Below are 18,398 nucleotides of genomic sequence, written 5' to 3' on the forward strand. Positions count from 1 at the left end.
AAAAAAATGAACATTGAATTAAATAAAAGAGATGGGGAGAGAGATATCAAATTATATTTGATCTCGAATCCCTACGCCGGTACTAACCGGATCAGGTCAACGGGTTCTGAGTATTCAGTCTCAGCTTTTTGAAAAGCACCCCGACAAGACGAGTCAAGTGTAGAGATATAAGGCAAAATTGTCCATAATGCTGCTAGAATCAAGAAATATAGAAAATTTCACAACATAAACAGAGAGTTCGCGGCAGATATCGTAACTGCCTCGTCAACATCTGAGTATCTTCCGTTTAGTCCAAATGGACAAAATACAGGATTTTCAATGAAACAGACAAAACAACTCCTTGCCACAGCCATTAGCACCATACTAGCGTCTTCTTCGGCCTTTGCCGTAGACCTCGTCACTGTTTATGAACAAGCGGTGCAATATGATTCAAATATAGCGGCATCAAAAGCGGCTTATCAAGCAGAGCAAGAAAGCGCTTACCAAGCGAGGGCATTCTTGCTTCCTAATGTAATTGCAAGTGCAAACACTGCTCATACAGACCAGGAATACAAAAATAACGCAAGTATTGATGATAGCTTTAAGTCTTCAGAGTATGGCGTATCGTTAACTCAGCCGATTTTCAGGGCAAATGCTTGGTTCAATTATCAGTCGAGCCAATATAATAGCCAACGCGCTGAAGCAGACTTTGCGAAAGCACAGCAAGATCTTATTCTTACGACAGCAACTGCTTATTTTGGCGTATTGAGAGCAAAAGAAAACCTAGCCACAGCCATCTCTGCAGAAGCTGCTTTTAAGCGCCAGTGGGAACAAGCAAAAGAACGCTTTGATGTTGGCTTGATCGCAATAACAGAGGTTCATGAATCCAGAGCCTCATACGACTCAATCAAGACATCTAGAATCAGAAGTGAAGGCGACTTACAAATTGCAAAGGAAACGCTATCTCGCCTAACGGGCGCGGTTTACGACGACGTTAACAACCTAGATGAAGGCTTCCCTATCGCCCAACCTACACCTAGCAATGCAGATGAGTGGGTTAACACAGCATACCAACAAAATTGGTCAATAAAGTCGGCTGAATATACCTTACAGTCTCTAGATGAACAGCTTAAAACGGAAAAGTCAGGGCATTACCCCACGCTTGACCTATCTGCTAGCTATACCGTTAATGATTTTGATGGCGCAGTTCAACCCGACGCTGCTAGGGATAGTGCAAGCATTGCACTGGTATTCGAGCTACCGCTGTATCAAGGCGGCGGCACATCAGCTAGCATTCGCCGGTCACGTTTTTTAGTTGAACAGTCTCGTCAGGTTCTTGAAACCACTCGACGTAATGTAAAACTAGACACCCGCAGCCTCTATACCGCCATTAAAACCGATATCGATACCGTTGCATCACAAAAGCAAAATATCGTATCTCGTGAAAGTGCTTTAGAAGCAACACGTGCAGGCTACAGTGTTGGTACACGAAATATTGTTGAAGTTCTGGATGCTGAAAGAAATTACTTTGTAGCATTACGAGATTACGCGAATGCGCGCTTTGACTACGTTATTGATAGCCTTTCAATCAAGCAGGCTGCAGGAACACTTAGCCCACAAGATTTGATTGACTTGAATAAGTGGTTACAGGTAACGACTCAGAAACAGCCTTAAAAGAGCCATTATAAATCACGCTAGAACCCTTGCAGGAGCGCCACTTTGGCGCGTTTTTAGTTTTTAACGCCAAAGTGGCGCTCCTGCACATTACGTTTTTGGCAACATACAGGCGTCAATTTCACTCAACAACCGATCAAGCGCACCTCGGTTGGCTTCAACCACCACATTAGCCGCCAATCCAACTTCTTGCCTATATGGCTCATCTTCAAAAAACTCACCGACCCGATCAGCTAATAGCTCTGCAGACCCAACAAACTTAAGCCCTCCCGCCGCTGATAATTCGTGACAAATTCCTTCAAAGTTGAAAATGTGAGGCCCCATAATAACAGGCATTTTTAACGCAGCCGGCTCCAAGGGGTTATGCCCACCACTTTCAATTAAACTACCCCCAACAAACGCCACATCGGCCGCAGCATAAAACAGCATCAACTCACCCATAGTATCAGCCAGCAAGACTTGCACCGTTTCATCTAGCATATCCTTTGAACTTCGCTTTGCGGTTTTATAACCCGCACGGGTGCAAAGTTGATAAACACTTTTAAAGCGCTCTGGGTGCCGAGGTACAATAATCAACAAGGCATCAGGCCACTGCTTTAGCAGTTTCTTGTGAGCATCTAATGCAGGTTGGTCTTCGCCTTGATGCGTGCTCGCAGCAATCCAAACAGGTCGATTCTTCCCCCACTGCAGCTTTAGATCATGACTTTTAGTCGTGATACTTGAATCAATAGAAAAATCAAACTTGATACTCCCAGAAACAACAACACGCCCCTCTTCAGCACCCGCTAATTTAAAACGGTCAGCATCGGCTGCATTTTGAGCCACAATACGACTTAGCCCTCGTAACATCGGCTGTGCAATAAAACGAACTCGCTGATAACCTCGCGCAGAACGTTCAGATAGTCTCGCATTGGCGAGAATGACCGGCGCGCCCGAACGCGCGGTGCAATGCACAATATTGGGCCAAAGTTCAGTCTCCATAATGATTAACATCTCAGGCTTTATCTTTCTGAGAAAACGTTTAACTGAACTAGGCAAATCATAAGGCGCATAAACATGAAAGACTGAGTCGCCAAAAAGCGCCTGCACGCGTTCAGAGCCCGTTGGCGTCATAGTCGTGACAACAATATCGCGCTCTGGATAGCGTTGCTGTAGAGACTTTATCAAAGGTGCAGCGGCGATCGTTTCCCCCACTGATACAGCGTGTACCCAAATAGGCTTGTTGAGGGATTGTTGAGGGAAAAGTGCAAAGCGCTCTAGCCAGCGTGCAGCATAAGCTGGTGCCTTCCAGGCTCGATACAAAAGTCTGAGCAAAATAAATGGAGTTATTAAATAAAAGAGTACGCTGTAAAAATTTCGCCCCACTAAACAAGTACTCGTTTCTGAGCATTAAGATACCCGCACAATACCCCAATAGGAAGCCAAAAAATCAACCATATCTCCTGAGGGCTAGAGATCAGTTTATAGGTATCAGTTATCGAAAGGGCCAATACAGTAAAAAAGATTATTAGCACCGAGTCTCGCTTCTTCCCCCTTAATTGAAGTGCTCTAAAAAAAATATAACAAAAGACTAAGCTCAACAAAAGCACTGGTATAATACCGCCATAAACCCACATCGAGAGAAATAAATTATGAGGGTGATCTATAACTATATTACCCACAGATGCGGCCACAGCCATACCAGTCTGAGTATGAGAAAAATCCGTAGCAACCCCAATGCCAAACCAAAAATACTCATTCATATTGGATAAAGTAGCGGACCATATATCAAATCGGTATGAGCTACCCCTCTCAATCATACTTTGAATAACGGACCCTAAATCAAGAAATAAATATAAGCCCAAAGCGACAAAAGTAGAAAAAAAACCAACTAAAACTCTAGCCTTCATTGTTTTGATGAGCCAAATTATGCCTAGCCATAATATAATTGTTGCAATTATAGGTCCTCGACTCTGGCTTAGAAACACAAAAAAAGACACCGCCGTTAGGCTTAGAACAGTAGAGATAATATCTTTTTTATTATCCAAGTTAGCGCCTAGCAATGACATGACCCAAACCATAATCAAGACCCCACTTCCGAGGATCGGGTGATCCAGTAGCCCCATCCCTACTAACCGTTGTGGATATCGTGCCTCAGCAAAATAAATAGCAATTGCAGAAACCGCAGCAATTGCAGCCGATAACTGTAATATATAATAATGAACTTTTAATTCATTTAACTTATGAAAACCATAAAAATACATGGCCGTAGCAAATACCAAGGTAATAAAAAACCACCGACTATAACGCCTAATGACATCCCCAGATAACTCTTCCCTCCCCCAGTACACCGTCAAATACAAGCTTGTTAGGAGCAAAACTATTAGCCAGAAAGTAATATCTTGTTTAACTACTCTCCTATTCCCTTCATTTAAGAGCAGTAATAAAATGGCTGGTAAAACCCCAATAAAATAAAACGCCCGAGATAAGTCATCATAGTTTTGATTTATAGAAAGAACCAAAAAAATCAACGTGGAATACAAGAGATATGCAGACCAGAAGCGAGGTTCAAGCGACGAATCCCGAAAAAAACCAACTAAATTCATATTAATCCGTATACCGTACCTTATACTTCAACCGATTCACTACACTGATAGTATAACTTCAAACATTACCTATCTTAACGGCACCTTATTTTTACATATCAATAACCATAACACTCATAGCAGTAAAGTATTACCCATATTCTTTCAATACCCCATAGATATTGAATAAAACAAAGCTTACACTTAGCTTATTTATTTTACTATAAAATCTGAATGTAATCATGCTAAGACTAACAAACAAAAAGAAACAGCAAGCACTTCTAAACACACAATTACTTAAGCAAAAGTCTTTATATTTAGCTCTGAGGTATCAGGACTTTTCATTAAATAAAGAAACCCTAGGCGTTTGCAACACCAACGAGCATGAAATTATTATATCACTCACAACTTTCGGCTATCGGGTTAATGATGTACACCTAACAATCGAAAGTTTATTTCAGCAGTCAGTTAAAGCTAGTCGAATTATTCTCTGGCTATCTACTCGAGACTTTCCTAACAAAGAACTAGATATCCCCTCCATCCTTAAAAAACAAGCAAAAAGAGGGCTTGAGATTGCTTTTTGCGAGGAGGATCTGGGACCTTATACTAAGTTTTTCTACACACTAAAAAAACACCCTGAAAGCCTTATAGTTACTGTTGATGATGATATTTTATACGCAAACGATACCATCGATTTACTCTATAGAGCTTACCTTAAAGACCCAAAGACCATCCATTGTCTTCGAGCTCATAAAATGCTACTTGATAAAACAGGTCAATTGCTTCCTTATAAAAAATGGGAGAAAGTAACTCAAGAAAAATCACCCGCGCTAGACATATTTCCCACTGGCGTTGGGGGTGTATTATACTTCCCAAATTGCTTCGACGATGAGATTTTTAATAAAGGTGAATTTTTAAAGCTTGCCCCAAATTCAGACGATGTTTGGTTGAAAGCAATGTCACTCAAAAAAGGGACTTATTGCCAAAAAGTTTTGGACGAAAGACCTTGGGAGCCTAGGAATGTCATCATTGAAGGGTCACAAAAGTACTCATTAAAAAGAAAAAATAAATCTAGAGAAGAAGGTAATGACCCTAAAATAAAGGCCGTATTCGACAAGTATAATTTATTGGAGCGACTTTACTCTCAGTAACGCATGGAGCCACTTCCAACTCTTAATTTATTTAAAATTTTTATTAGCCTTTATCAAACTAAAAAGCCTAATATATTCACTAACAATATAATCCTCACTATAACCCTCAGCGTAGACTTTAGACGCATTTTCAATCAACTGCTGCTTTAACGTGTCATCGCTTAATAGCGAGGTTATCGCTTGAGTTAACTGATTAACATCATCGATATCGGTCAGTAAACCACTATAACCATCCTCTATAACCTCCCCAGGCCCCTGAGATCGAGTGGCAATAATAGGGCAGCGATGTGCCCAAGACTCCATAACAATAGAGCCTAAACCTTCGTGCCTGGAAGGACAAACGAACACATCTGCAGTTCTCATTAGCGCAGTCACGTCATCCCGCCAACCTAAAAATTTTACTCGCGAGTTAAGTCCCAACTTTGAGCATAACGCCTTTAGGGAATCCTCTTCAGGCCCCGAACCTGCTAACCATAAAGTTGCATCAGGGATATTTACCAATGACTTCAATAATATATCAAAGCCTTTATTCACATGAAGCCTGCCCGCGGCTAATATCAACGGTTTATCAAGTGGCGTATTATAGCTATCGCGAGGAAGGGGTTTAACAGGCTTTTCATCTGCAAAGTTGGGGATATGAAACACTTTTTCCTTAGGCATACCACCGTCTATCAAATGCTTACAAATACCTTTACTTATACCAATCCAATAATCAGCATGGCGATAATATTTGAGATTATAATAATGGCCAAGGCGATTGATTAAGATGTATTTTCCAGCTGGAGTGCTTCCGCTAGCCCGGTTCATCCAAGTTAAAACTATATCAGGATTATAGTCCTTAAGACTGCGGTGATACTTCGCACGCCCAAAATAGTCCAACCTCCCGCCAAAACTGAACCCTTGAGTAGTTACGCCTGCACCTCTTAAATCCTCAACCCGATGAGCATGATCGCGAATAAAAGCTTTTTGCTGACATTCTGGTCTACGGTTAAGCCCCTTAACCAAACGAACAAAGAAATTCTCTGCCCCCCCCCTTTCTGCACCAGCCAAAACTTGCGCAATTCGAATAGTTTGATCATTCATACTTAACCCAATTTAAAAAAGTCTATACAATTTAAGCGCAGTTATTTCTGAGCCCTTCCCGAAGAAGTGCCGTCATGCATTAACAAACCATAATAGCCAGGAAACCCCCCTCCCTTCTCACGCTCGGTTAAGAGCAATTCAATACGCTGCCTTAAATTTTCAGTTTTGCGCTTTGCTTTCTTTTTGAAAAAAATTGGGGGTAACATCCAAGCTGGAAATAAACTCGAACTTCCTAACCCGTCAATTACAACCAAGCGAACAATTGAGCCTTCAGCATTTCTTTGAGCCACAATATTATGGAGAAGCAAATCACGAGATGGTACACACAAAGACTCCCAGTAACTGCAAAAACGATCCACCGCACGCCTACAGTCTCCGGTGTACCCATTATCCCAAATATACTGCTTCAATGTATGTGAAACCCTCTGATTATCATCCCGAATCAAGTCAGAAACTAGCCCTTTACCCATATCTGTTTCTTCAAAACCAAAACAGCCACTAACGTGCTCGTGAAGGAGATTACCAAACCGCTTATAAAGCCCTCTCATGACTCTATACTCTTCAGCATTATCATCAAAACTGGAAAGGGGTTTCATATTTTTTGGGAAGCCTTTTCTACGCCGAAGGTCTTCCAGCGTAAAATCAGGCCTCCGAACCTTTATGCATCGATTTAGGTCGTTAGGGTGAACGAAACAAAGTCTATTTCCACCCTGGGCAAAAGGCTTTGTTGATTTCAGCAAAAGAGTCATTGCAGGCTTACCTGTTTACTTTATTAATTTACTTAATGCTTCCATCAAGATTGATATCGCGAGCCCAAACATAATCATGCGAAAAAGGAATTTTCATACTAGCTTCAACTATATATTGAGAAAACAACGTTGTATTCATTTCCTGGTGAACGAAAGTCCTAGCGTTCTTAGCCCATGTCATGCGTTTCTCATCATCGTTATGAAATTCTAAAATCAAATCCCTAAGATGCTCTTTATTGTTAAAGTAAACCAGTGTTTCGTCAGGAAATAGCTCATCAAATTTATTAGCGGCATCAGTAAATGTTAAAATACCATTTCCAGTTAATTGCATCATCCTCTCTGACGAATACCAATAATCACCTTCTTGTCGATTAAGGTTAAGCGCCATCTTAGATCGAAGTAGTGCTTGGTCATAATCTCGTCCCCAAATAGGGGGTTCGCCAAAACTACCGAAAGTTTTAAAGTTAAGGTCACCCTCTAGCGCACCTTTTAAATATTTAACGAGCTCTAAACGCTTACTACGCTCATTACTATTACTGCAGAATATCAAATCAATATCTAATTCATGAGCGCTCTTCTCTGAACAGTCACTCGTTTCAATTGATGGCTCCACTGGGTTAGGGAAGTGATAAATCCGAGCATTACTGCCCTCAAACTGCACTAACTCTCTCCTACCTGTTGATACAAATGAAGCGTCAACAACTTTTGCTCTCTGCTTAATTTTTTCTACGTTATCAGGCATAAACAAAGGGTCTAGATTGCAGTGAGCAATAACTATAGCAGGATATCGTCTCTTTATTTCTAACAACGTATCATTGGTGATAATGTCACAATGGCCTGCAATAATGAGATCAGGCTGCATCGCATCAACAGTCTCTAAAAGCCTCTTATTTGCTTTAGCATGACCAAGTTCACGTATACCAAAAGGAGCCTCATACGAAGCAATGTCGCGATCACTAAAATTCAAAACATAGTGATCATTTTTTATTAAACCGAAAGTTAATTTCTGCGCCCAACTAACACGAGTGTTACCGAATCGTCGCAACTGCTGATAAGCAACATGAAGAACTCTCATAAATATAATATCTCTTTAATTTTAACGAACAATCAACTTTCAAGCGCTCGATAATAAACATTAAGTGTCTCTCGTGCTTGAGAGTCCAGATAAAACTCGTCCGGTAGTTGTATATTAGCCTCTGAATCCAATAAAGCCGAAACTTTATGGGCAAATGCAGCTATATCGTCTGCAGCAACTAGCCCTTCTGGAAATCCAGCCCTTAAAGACTCGCTGGCACCTCCCCGATCGTAAGCAACAACGGGAACTCCCGATGCAAGCGCCTCGGTAACCGTTCGACCAAAGGGTTCAGCTTTATTAGACATATGACATGCCACTGCTGACAAAGAATAGAAATTATTAATATCTGAACGATGCCCCACAAACGTTACCTTATCATCTAAGCCTAGGCGCGAGCATTGCACTGTTAACTCTTGAAGATAATGTTCTTTGTTAGATTCTGCCTCTCCGACAATAATGCCATGACACCGAGGGTCAATACCAACCAAAACATTCATCATACTTAAAAAGGCCTCTTGCCCTTTCCATCGCGTAAGCCTGCCAGGCATAAGGATCAATTTTTTAGATTTAAACTGTGGGTACTTAAGAAACAGTTCGTCTTTCCATTTATCTATATTTGAACCTTCAGAAAATGAATTTCGGTCCAAGCCCCTGTAAATTCTAGTTAACTTGTCGGGAGAAACTGCATAATTCCTGAAAATGTAATCACTCACGCAATCTGAAATAGAAATAATGTGTTCAGATTTTGCCATAATCGCACTATAGGCATTAACCGAATACATTCCATGAAAAGTAGAAATCAACTTAGGCCGAATTTCAGGGTTCATTTTTCGCCATGCAAGCCAAACAATCCAAGCAGGCATCCTTGACCGAACATGAACAATATCAGGCTTTAGGTCTGCCAACAGACGTCTCATTGGGCGTATTTGGAAAAAAGATGCCAGCGATTTCTTATGTACAAGAGCGGTTATATGACGAGATCCTTCTGACTCGAGCTTAGGAACTTGCCTTCCCCCACTTGAGATAACAATCGACTCGTGCCCTGCTTTAACTAACTCTCGAGCAAACTCTACAGTTCCCCTTTCAACCCCTCCTGCATTGAGCTCAGGAAGAACCTGCACAATTCGCAATTTTTGCCTACTTAGTACCGCCATAAAGACACTCTGTCAAAGAATACAATACCACTATAATACAAAAAACCGAACTCAAAAAACAAAGCTAAGATTTTGTATTTCGGCCACTATTCATTTTTTCATTAATAACAAAAGAATAAAATCGGGCGGTTTCCTCTGCCATATGCGCTACAGATAAAGACACCTCAGCCCAGTCAAATATACGATCTAAATCTTCACGCAACTCAGGCAAGCGTTGCAATTGAATATTCAAATTACGTTCCAGAGACGTCGCATCATCAATTGGACACAACAACTTATTAGGTAAAATTTCATTGGCGGCAGCCACATCCGTAGAAACAACAGGAACCCTGTAGCGTAGAGCCTCAGCCAAAACGTAACAGAAGCCCTCATGCAGTGATGAGATGACGACAAGCTCCGCCTTTCTAATTAGCTCATGAGCCTGATCAACATGACCCAATAAAAAAACCTTATGAGTTAAACCTTTTTCTACAATTGAGTCATGCAACTCTTGTTTAAGAGGCCCATCCCCCACTAGCAACAAATTCGCATTAACTTGTTGCCAAGCATTTACCAGAACATCAAACCCTTTTACCTTAACTAGCCGTCCTATTGCTATCACAGTAGGATTATTTTTTTGTATCCCTAACCCCTCAAAAGCCAGAAGCGACTCCTGCCTAATATTATCACTAATGTTGACCCCGTTATAAATAACCTTCTGAGTATTAAGCTTCAATCCATCCAAGGCCGCATTACTAACGCCAATTACACCATCTAATCGCTCAAAATATTTCTTTTTCTTTTCTATCCAATGGAGGGTACCGATACACGCGGGCTGAATATAAGGCTTTAAAAAGGCGAGTTTTTTTGCAGCTTTACTTCCGTGCGCACAAACAACATCAGGAGCAGTGAGCTTCAAAAATCGATACATTTGGAACAAGCTAAAAAATGATTTTAGCGGACCAGATGAAAAGTCTATTGCGCAAAAATTAATACTATCCGCTAGGAGTGGTTTCATAGATTCTGGCGCAATAACTGAAACCTCATGAGCCTCAGATAAGCCATTTGTTAAATCTACGAGGTGCTTTGCCAACCCCCCAGAATCACCTGAAGCTAAAAACTGACAAACTTTCATACAAACCCTATAGAGACATACGTTTAAGAAGCCAATTCACAACACGTTCTACTTCCCACAACACAAACGGCTGACTTTTGGGTTCTATGTCCGGCCACTGAGAAAGCAGTTTCTTTTTTAATAACACCTTAATCCCTCTAACCACCCTCGATTCTTTCTTTGCCTGAAGATCAAAAGCGTATGTAGCAGCCCCAGAGGTGATAGATTCATAGATCATAGAGACGCTATCAGGTGTAACCCATATCTGTTCAGACTTGGCCATTTGCTCCGGCAACCATAAGCTTTCAGTATCTTGATGCTCAACAATACTAATATTTGGAAAATTTCTTTCTTTAAGCTTAACTAAAAAAGAACTAGGTGTTCTACGAGAGTTACTTAATACCCACTCTTTCACATTTACTGAACCGGTTAAGACCTGCTCGAGTTGCTTTAATATGAGGGTATCATCCCAAACATAATGCTTAGACTCTCCGCCAATAAGAATCAAACCACGTACGTTTTCTGTAACGCCACTTAACCGAGGAGCTCTAGGCTCTATATTATTAAGCACACCTAATGTGACCAATATTTTATCGTTTACCGGAGGGTTATCATGCTCGGGGATCACAGCTCCATCAAACAAACTTAAAGGTAAAGAGGGCCTCATCAAAACAAGCGAAAAACAATTATAACTATATTTAGCAGCCACTAAATACTTATGTGTTTTGCTTCCCGCACCAACAACAAGATCAGGCACGAAATCACCCTCTAGGCTAAATCGCTTGATCAAAATGTTAAAGCAACTTATGTTTTTACTTGGGACTGAAAGCCAGCGAGATTTAATTTCAGTATGAGCAGATAAACGCGACTCTAAACCCTTTAGTTGGTTTAAATGCCCTGGTTTATCGTCCGTAAAAAACCAAACTATGAGTGTTTTTTTTGTAGTCAAATTTCCCACAAGTCTCTAGTCATTGTTTATAGACTCCCGACTAAAAAGATTTTAGCCATTTCATCAAATTAACCTGCAGCTATCAGGCTTTAATTATTGAATTTGAAGACAGCTTACCATTAATGCTGGCTTCTAAAAATAGACATCACTTATAATTTTTTTTAGCTCCCTCAGAGTTAGCCCTACTGGCAGCGAACCACAAATTTATCCCACATTGATGCAACAAAAGCTCTTTCATTTATAAAAACCTCAGAGCTTACTTCGCTGTTCAGTTTTTGCAGTGCCCGCTTATGAATCAAAGAGCGCATCAACTTATATATTTCTGATAACTTTTCGGCCTCATTTACTTGTAGTAAACCGCACAGTCCCATTTCCTCAAGAATACGTATATTGTCTGACCACTTCATTAATTCTGGGTATTTATGTGACCAACCAAGTACTGCAAATTGACACAGGAATTCAATATCTATGATCCCACCGGAGTCATGCTTTATATGAAAGTTTTTATGCTGATCCGCATCCATCGCTTTAGAGCCTAGCGAGTCTCTCATCTTCTCTCGCATAACGATAACATCCTGCTGAAGAGTCTCTAAGCCTCTAAATTGGTTTAATATACGACTACGGACCGCATAAAAATCTTTGCCTAATGAATCACTGCCCGCCACAAAACGAGCTCTAGTCAGTGCTTGATGCTCCCATGTCCATGCATTATTTTTTTGATACTCTTCAAAAGCATTTAGCGAGCACACCAAAAGACCAGAGTTACCTGATGGCCTAAGGCGCATGTCAACTTCATAAATTTGCCCGCCTGCAGTTTGAGTGTTTAGTATATGAATGATCCGCTGCCCGAGACGAGTGAAAAATACACCGGTATCGACTGACCGCTCTCCGGTGGTAGGTTTATTTGCATCACCGGAGTGTAAAAAAACGAGATCAAGGTCAGAGGTATAACCTAGCTCAATCCCACCCATTTTACCGTAAGCAATTATTGCAAAATCTAGATCGCAAATACTTCCATCCGTTTTAACAGGGAAACCATGCTTTTCTGTTAGATGTCGCCAAGCTATTTTTATAACTTGATCAAGCTCTGCTTCTGCTATCCAAGTTAAGTAATCACTTACTTTCATCAAAGGCAATGTACCGCGCACTTCTGATGCCGCAACCCGTAAAACATGCGCTTTCTTAAAATAGCGAAGAACCTCCATTTGTTCTTCAAAGTCTTCCTCAGGTATACGTAACAACTGCTGTCTCAATTCGTCTTGAAGCGCTTCCTTCTTAGGGGGGCTATATAAACTTTCAGAGTTTAGTAGTTCGTCTAATAGCAAAGGGGTTGAGGCAAGCTGCTCGGCAATCCAAGGGCTCTCGGAACACAGCCATACAAGCTGTTTTAGAGCACCTGGATTTTCATTAAGTAAAACAAAATAAGCCGTTCGACGAAGCACTGCTTCTATTAACAATAAAATTCGCTGAAGCGTTAACGAACGATTCTTCTGACTCGCTATTTCTGTTAGTAACAAGGGTATGAAAGAATCTAGCCGCTCTCTTCCTTGAGTCTGCATCATTTGTACATTTCGCTGTTTCCTAAGATTAGCGAGCAACCGATAACTGTCATCTGGCGCTTCAAAACCATATTCTTGCAACGTTTCAACTGCGGCCTCATCTGAAAGCTCTCCTAACCATAACCCGAGAAATGCTTTCGACTCATAAACCTCAGACGCCCTATCCTCTTCAGGCGCTATAATATCTGAAAAATGTCGACTCACATTTTGCCGATGAACACTAAGCTTTTCGAACATCAGCTCCCAATTATCAAAATTCATTGCTAAAGCAACACGCCTTTGGTCAATTTGACTTTCAGGCAGCATTTGAGTCTGCTGATCGCTAATCCCTTGAATAGAGTGCTCAATATTACGGAGAAATATATATGCCTCTCGAAGCTCTTTAACAGCTTGAGGGGGTAGCAAGCCATCCTCCTCTAATACTTGCAAGATAGCCATTAGCTCAGGTTGCTGTAGGCGAGTGTCTCGGCCTCCGCGAATAAGCTGAAAAGCTTGGACAATAAACTCAACTTCTCTAATGCCGCCGGACCCAAGCTTTATATTGGACTCCATGCCTTTACGCCTAACTTCTCGGCTAATCATATCTTTCATATCACGAAGCGACTGAAATACAGAGAAATCAATATAACGCCTATAAACAAAAGGTTTGAGGCTTTGCATCAACGCTTGCCCTTGTTCAAAGTCTCCTGCTACGACTCGCGCTTTAATCATCGCATAGCGCTCCCATTCTCGCCCTTGGCTTTGGTAATATTCTTCCATGGCGGCGAAACTAAGCGCAAGAGAACCGCTCTGCCCATAAGGGCGAAGCCGCATATCAGTACGAAATACTAACCCGTCTGCAGTAGTCTTATCCAATGCGCTGACTAGACGTTGACCTAGCCGTATAAAGAAGGCCTGATTTTCAATACTTCTTTTGGCTCCGGCGGTTTCTCCATTCTCAGGGTAAGCAAAAATAAGGTCGATATCAGAGGATACATTCAGCTCAAAAGCGCCTAATTTACCCATTCCCAACACAACCATTTGCTGAGGAGTACCAGAGCTTTGCCCAACTGGAACGCCCCACTTGTCACAACAATCTTGATGCAGCCATGATAAAGTTTGATCAATAGTCTCATCCGCTAAACGGCTCATGTCTCGAGTTGTTTCTGATAAATCGGATACCTTTAACAAATCTCTCCAAATTATTCTTACCATCTCACGGCGTCTAAATAACCTGAGAGTCATGACTAATTCATCTTCAGTGCTAACATGCTTAATTTCTTCGGCCAATCTATTGTTTATTGAACCACTATCATAGCTTGAAAACAGGTCACCACTATTAATTAAGTCTGAAAGTAATAATGGGAAACGGGACGTAGCATTTGCAACAAAATCACTTAAACACCAAGCAGACACGATACTTGTAAGCACCGCTGTATCCCAGGCCTTACTATCTACTGAGTCTAGCTGGACTAAGCTTTGCTCAAGGTTAGATAACGTTAATAATAGCTTTTCTTGGAATATTGGCTCTTGAACTGAAATTAGTGCTCTTAGCTGCTCAATCACATCACCCTCACAAACTATCAAATAGGTATAAAAACACTATATTTAAACTATAACAATGATCTAAGATTAGCATTAGAATAGTCACCCATGATTGATATGAATCCTAAATAATGAATCCCTATCGAGATAAACCCGGTCGACCACACCGTCGCGCCATATATCAAACAGACTGGCAGTTAAAAAAGCGTATTCAGCGTTTATTCTTAATTCTTTTTTGCCTGCTCTTACTTCACGTATTTGCAATGGTAACCCTCGAGTCGATGAGCCTTCAACAAGCTGCATGGCTTACATTAACAACCATTACAACAGTTGGCTACGGCGATCTTTCTGCTACTACTCCAGCCGGACAGATAGCAACAGTTGTATTAATGTATATAACAGGCATTACATTAGTTACGCTAATATTTAGTGACTATGTTGATTATCGCTTTTATCGTAGAGAACGTATTAGAACTGGAAGATGGAGATGGAATATGGTCAACCACATACTGCTAATTAATGCCCCAAAATATGGAGGTACTCAGTATTACATGCGGTTTGTGCAACAACTGAGAGCAAATAGTGACTACAAAAGCACACCAATACAGATTCTGACAACAGACTTCTCAGACAGCATTCCTCCTGAGCTTGCTGAATTAGGTGTCGCGCATTTTCACGGCTCTGGTACAAATTTACATGACCTGTCAGCAGTCAATGTGCATGAAGCAAAACATATAATTATCTTAGCAAAAGACTCGAATGATATTTCATCGGATAGTGATACCTTTGATACATTGCACCGTTTGTCTGAATTCAATTTATCTAAACGATGCATTGTTGAATGCGTAGATGACGAAAACCGTAGTCGACTTGCTAAATTAGGCGCACAATCCATTCTTCGCCCAGTCAGAACATACCCAGAAATCATCATCCGAGCGTTAATAGCACCCGGCAGTGAAAAGGTACTAGAAGACCTATTTACACATGAAAACGATCATCCTCACCGTTATGAAGTTGAGGTCACAGAGATGAACTGGTCTGAAATCGTATGTGCCTTAATCCAGTCAAACCTTGGTACTGCTATGGCATACATAGACCATGAGAACGAGGTTATCTGTAACCCTATAGCTACTAGTCCGATTAACGCAAAGGCAATCATCGTATTAGTTAAAACCGAAGTTACGGCAACAGAACAAGATATTAGAGATTCGATAGAACGTTATAAAACACGCATGGCTCAATGGCATGCAATGAAGGCTGCCAATAGTCAATTATAAAACTCCCTCTGTTAATCTTTATACTCGGGACGCTTCTACATGAGCCTCCCCCCTTATTCCGCTTCGCAGCATCAAGGCTACGGTGAAGTGCCCCTAGCGTATCGCAGCCCCACTAGTTTAAGCCTACATCTCACGCCACTTTCTTCCAGACAATAAAAAACCCCGGTAGGATGACCTACCGGGGTTTCGTATTTAGATGCCTGACGATGACCTACTCTCACATGGGGAGACCCCACACTACCATCGGCGCAGAACCGTTTCACGACTGAGTTCGGGATGGGATCAGGTGGTTCCAGTTCGCTATTGTCATCAGGCAAAACCTTGGCTAGCTGATCGAAGATGATTTATCTTTTTGATCAGTTAACAACAATTTCGCAATGTCTTTAACATTTAGCAAGTAAATTAAGTTTTATAACATATCGGATCATAATCACATTATCCGGTAAATATTTTCGTTTTGATCGTTTCAGACTCAAAACTATTTGGGCGTTATATAGTCAAGCCTCACGGGCAATTAGTACTGGTTAGCTCAACGCCTCACAACGCTTACACACCCAGCCTATCAACCTCATAGTCTTTAAGGGCCCTTTAGGGAGCTCGAAGCTCCAGGGAAATCTTATCTTGAAGGGGGCTTCCCGCTTAGATGCTTTCAGCGGTTATCCTGTCCGAACATAGCTACCGGGCAATGCTACTGGCGTAACAACCCGAACACCAGAGGTTCGTTCACTCCGGTCCTCTCGTACTAGGAGCAACTCTTCTCAAATTTCCAACGTCCACGGCAGATAGGGACCGAACTGTCTCACGACGTTCTAAACCCAGCTCGCGTACCACTTTAAATGGCGAACAGCCATACCCTTGGGACCGGCTTCAGCCCCAGGATGTGATGAGCCGACATCGAGGTGCCAAACACCGCCGTCGATGTGAACTCTTGGGCGGTATCAGCCTGTTATCCCCGGAGTACCTTTTATCCGTTGAGCGATGGCCCTTCCATACAGAACCACCGGATCACTATGACCTACTTTCGTACCTGCTCGACGTGTCTGTCTCGCAGTTAAGCGCGCTTATGCCATTACACTAACCGCATGATGTCCGACCATGCTTAGCACACCTTCGTGCTCCTCCGTTACTCTTTGGGAGGAGACCGCCCCAGTCAAACTACCCACCACACAGTGTCCTCGATCCGGATTACGGACCTGAGTTAGAACCTCAAACATACCAGGGTGGTATTTCAAGGGTGGCTCCGCCCGAACTAGCGTCCGGGTTTCAAAGCCTCCCACCTATCCTACACAAGTAGGCTCAAAGTTCACTGTGAAGCTATAGTAAAGGTTCACGGGGTCTTTCCGTCTAGCCGCGGATACACTGCATCTTAACAGCGATTTCAATTTCACTGAGTCTCGGGTGGAGACAGCATGGCCATCGTTACACCATTCGTGCAGGTCGGAACTTACCCGACAAGGAATTTCGCTACCTTAGGACCGTTATAGTTACGGCCGCCGTTTACCGGGGCTTCGATCAAGAGCTTCGCCGAAGCTAACCCCATCAATTAACCTTCCGGCACCGGGCAGGTGTCACACCCTATACGTCCTCTTACGAGTTTGCAGAGTGCTGTGTTTTTAATAAACAGTCGCAGCCATCTGGTATCTTCGACTGTCAAAAGCTTACGGAGCAAGTCCGATCACCCTCAACAGCGTGCCTTCTCCCGAAGTTACGGCACCATTTTGCCTAGTTCCTTCACCCGAGTTCTCTCAAGCGCCTTGGTATTCTCTACCTGACCACCTGTGTCGGTTTGGGGTACGGTCTCATATAACCTGAAGCTTAGGGACTTTTCCTGGAAGCATGGCATCAACCACTTCAGTCTCGTAAAAGAGACCTCGTCATCAGTTCTCAGCCTTAATGGACACCCGGATTTGCCTAAGTGTCCAGCCTACGACCTTAAACAACCATCCGATAGGTTGCTGGCCTAGCCTTCTCCGTCCTCCCATCGCAGTTATATGCGGTACAGGAATATTAACCTGTTTCCCATCGACTACGCTTTTCAGCCTCGCCTTAGGGGCCGACTCACCCTGCGCCGATTAGCGTTGCGCAGGAACCCTTGGTCTTCCGGCGTGCGGGTTTTTCACCCGCATTATCGTTACTCATGTCAGCATTCGCACTTCTGATACCTCCACGGAACTTCTCAATTCCGCTTCAACAGCCTACAGAACGCTCCTCTACCATGCGTGTAAACACGCATCCGCAGCTTCGGTGGTATGTTTTAGCCCCGTTACATCTTCCGCGCAGGCCGACTCGACTAGTGAGCTATTACGCTTTCTTTAAAGGATGGCTGCTTCTAAGCCAACCTCCTAGCTGTCTGTGCCTTCCCACATCGTTTCCCACTTAACATACACTTTGGGACCTTAGCTGGCGGTCTGGGTTGTTTCCCTTTCCACGACGGACGTTAGCACCCGCCGTGTGTCTCCCGTGATTGTACTCATCGGTATTCGGAGTTTGCATCGGGTTGGTAAGTCGAGATGACCCCCTAGCCGAAACAGTGCTCTACCCCCAATGGTAATTCACGAGGCGCTACC

General features: G+C 42.4%; 12 protein-coding genes, 2 rRNA genes and 1 riboswitch (1 of these 15 only partly in view). Of the genes, 3 read left to right on the forward strand and 11 right to left on the reverse strand.

What is annotated here, in order from left to right; translation table 11 throughout:
- Positions 1-50: 50 nt before the first annotated feature.
- Positions 51-153, reverse strand: a riboswitch (TPP riboswitch).
- Positions 154-318: 165 nt separating this feature from the next.
- Positions 319-1,653 carry a TolC family outer membrane protein gene (locus tag NKI27_RS17120; protein ID WP_265047245.1) on the forward strand — a complete coding sequence of 445 codons (1,335 nt, stop codon included), beginning with the start codon at positions 319-321 and terminating at the stop codon, positions 1,651-1,653.
- A gap of 90 nt (positions 1,654-1,743) precedes the next feature.
- On the opposite strand, the gene waaA is transcribed toward NKI27_RS17120, so the two are convergent.
- Together waaA and NKI27_RS17130 are read right to left on the reverse strand one after the other, a co-directional pair.
- Complete coding sequence (waaA, locus tag NKI27_RS17125) at positions 1,744-3,018, reverse strand: lipid IV(A) 3-deoxy-D-manno-octulosonic acid transferase (RefSeq protein ID WP_265047246.1); 1,275 nt, start codon at positions 3,016-3,018, stop codon at positions 1,744-1,746.
- On the reverse strand, positions 3,018-4,238 hold the full coding sequence (locus NKI27_RS17130) for an O-antigen ligase family protein (RefSeq protein ID WP_265047247.1): 1,221 nt from the start codon (positions 4,236-4,238) through the stop codon (positions 3,018-3,020). Before NKI27_RS17130 ends, waaA begins: the two co-directional genes overlap by 1 nt.
- A 221-nt stretch (positions 4,239-4,459) precedes the next feature.
- Between NKI27_RS17130 and NKI27_RS17135 the strand changes: the two genes are divergently transcribed.
- Complete coding sequence (locus tag NKI27_RS17135) at positions 4,460-5,368, forward strand: glycosyl transferase (protein WP_265047248.1); 909 nt, start codon at positions 4,460-4,462, stop codon at positions 5,366-5,368.
- A 27-nt stretch (positions 5,369-5,395) separates the two neighbouring features.
- Here NKI27_RS17135 and NKI27_RS17140 read toward each other — a convergent pair whose 3' ends face one another.
- The 7 genes from NKI27_RS17140 to glnE all read right to left on the reverse strand — a co-directional run bounded on the left by NKI27_RS17140 (position 5,396) and on the right by glnE (position 14,575).
- Positions 5,396-6,451: a glycosyltransferase gene (locus tag NKI27_RS17140; RefSeq protein ID WP_265047249.1), complete on the reverse strand. Its 1,056-nt coding sequence runs from the start codon at positions 6,449-6,451 to the stop codon at positions 5,396-5,398.
- Between the two features lie 41 nt (positions 6,452-6,492).
- Entirely contained in the window at positions 6,493-7,200 is a 708-nt protein-coding gene (locus NKI27_RS17145) for a PhoP regulatory network YrbL family protein (protein WP_265047250.1), read from the reverse strand.
- 28 nt (positions 7,201-7,228) lie between these two features.
- A complete protein-coding gene (locus NKI27_RS17150) occupies positions 7,229-8,275 on the reverse strand; it encodes a glycosyltransferase family protein (RefSeq protein ID WP_265047251.1) in 1,047 nt (348 codons plus the stop codon).
- A 32-nt stretch (positions 8,276-8,307) separates the two neighbouring features.
- Positions 8,308-9,429, reverse strand: coding sequence for a glycosyltransferase family 4 protein (locus NKI27_RS17155; protein ID WP_265047252.1), 1,122 nt, complete (start codon positions 9,427-9,429; stop codon positions 8,308-8,310).
- A gap of 64 nt (positions 9,430-9,493) precedes the next feature.
- On the reverse strand, positions 9,494-10,543 hold the full coding sequence (locus NKI27_RS17160) for a glycosyltransferase (protein ID WP_265047253.1): 1,050 nt from the start codon (positions 10,541-10,543) through the stop codon (positions 9,494-9,496).
- A 7-nt stretch (positions 10,544-10,550) separates the two neighbouring features.
- A complete protein-coding gene (locus tag NKI27_RS17165) occupies positions 10,551-11,480 on the reverse strand; it encodes a mitochondrial fission ELM1 family protein (RefSeq protein WP_265047254.1) in 930 nt (309 codons plus the stop codon).
- 173 nt (positions 11,481-11,653) lie between these two features.
- Positions 11,654-14,575 carry a bifunctional [glutamate--ammonia ligase]-adenylyl-L-tyrosine phosphorylase/[glutamate--ammonia-ligase] adenylyltransferase gene (glnE, locus tag NKI27_RS17170; RefSeq protein WP_265047255.1) on the reverse strand — a complete coding sequence of 974 codons (2,922 nt, stop codon included), beginning with the start codon at positions 14,573-14,575 and terminating at the stop codon, positions 11,654-11,656.
- A gap of 110 nt (positions 14,576-14,685) precedes the next feature.
- Here glnE and NKI27_RS17175 point away from each other — a divergent pair, with 110 nt between their 5' ends.
- Positions 14,686-15,831: a potassium channel protein gene (locus NKI27_RS17175; protein WP_265047256.1), complete on the forward strand. Its 1,146-nt coding sequence runs from the start codon at positions 14,686-14,688 to the stop codon at positions 15,829-15,831.
- A 198-nt stretch (positions 15,832-16,029) separates the two neighbouring features.
- Here NKI27_RS17175 and rrf read toward each other — a convergent pair.
- Together rrf and NKI27_RS17185 are read right to left on the reverse strand one after the other, a co-directional pair.
- Positions 16,030-16,145: ribosomal RNA gene (gene rrf, locus NKI27_RS17180) — 5S ribosomal RNA — on the reverse strand.
- A gap of 179 nt (positions 16,146-16,324) precedes the next feature.
- A 23S ribosomal RNA gene (locus tag NKI27_RS17185) occupies positions 16,325-18,398 on the reverse strand; it runs 819 nt beyond the window's last position.

This window comes from Alkalimarinus alittae (genome assembly GCF_026016465.1).
GTDB lineage: Bacteria > Pseudomonadota > Gammaproteobacteria > Pseudomonadales > Oleiphilaceae > Alkalimarinus > Alkalimarinus alittae.

Excerpts from the sequence above, each read along its gene's own strand:
- NKI27_RS17120 (WP_265047245.1), top strand. The coding sequence starts at position 319 with ATGAAACAGACAAAACAACTCCTTGCCACAGCCATTAGCACCATACTA.
- NKI27_RS17130 (WP_265047247.1), bottom strand. The coding sequence starts at position 4,238 with ATGAATTTAGTTGGTTTTTTTCGGGATTCGTCGCTTGAACCTCGCTTC.
- NKI27_RS17135 (WP_265047248.1), top strand. The coding sequence starts at position 4,460 with ATGCTAAGACTAACAAACAAAAAGAAACAGCAAGCACTTCTAAACACA.
- NKI27_RS17140 (WP_265047249.1), bottom strand. The coding sequence starts at position 6,451 with ATGAATGATCAAACTATTCGAATTGCGCAAGTTTTGGCTGGTGCAGAA.
- NKI27_RS17145 (WP_265047250.1), bottom strand. The coding sequence starts at position 7,200 with ATGACTCTTTTGCTGAAATCAACAAAGCCTTTTGCCCAGGGTGGAAAT.
- NKI27_RS17150 (WP_265047251.1), bottom strand. The coding sequence starts at position 8,275 with ATGAGAGTTCTTCATGTTGCTTATCAGCAGTTGCGACGATTCGGTAAC.
- NKI27_RS17155 (WP_265047252.1), bottom strand. The coding sequence starts at position 9,429 with ATGGCGGTACTAAGTAGGCAAAAATTGCGAATTGTGCAGGTTCTTCCT.
- NKI27_RS17160 (WP_265047253.1), bottom strand. The coding sequence starts at position 10,543 with ATGAAAGTTTGTCAGTTTTTAGCTTCAGGTGATTCTGGGGGGTTGGCA.
- NKI27_RS17175 (WP_265047256.1), top strand. The coding sequence starts at position 14,686 with ATGAATCCCTATCGAGATAAACCCGGTCGACCACACCGTCGCGCCATA.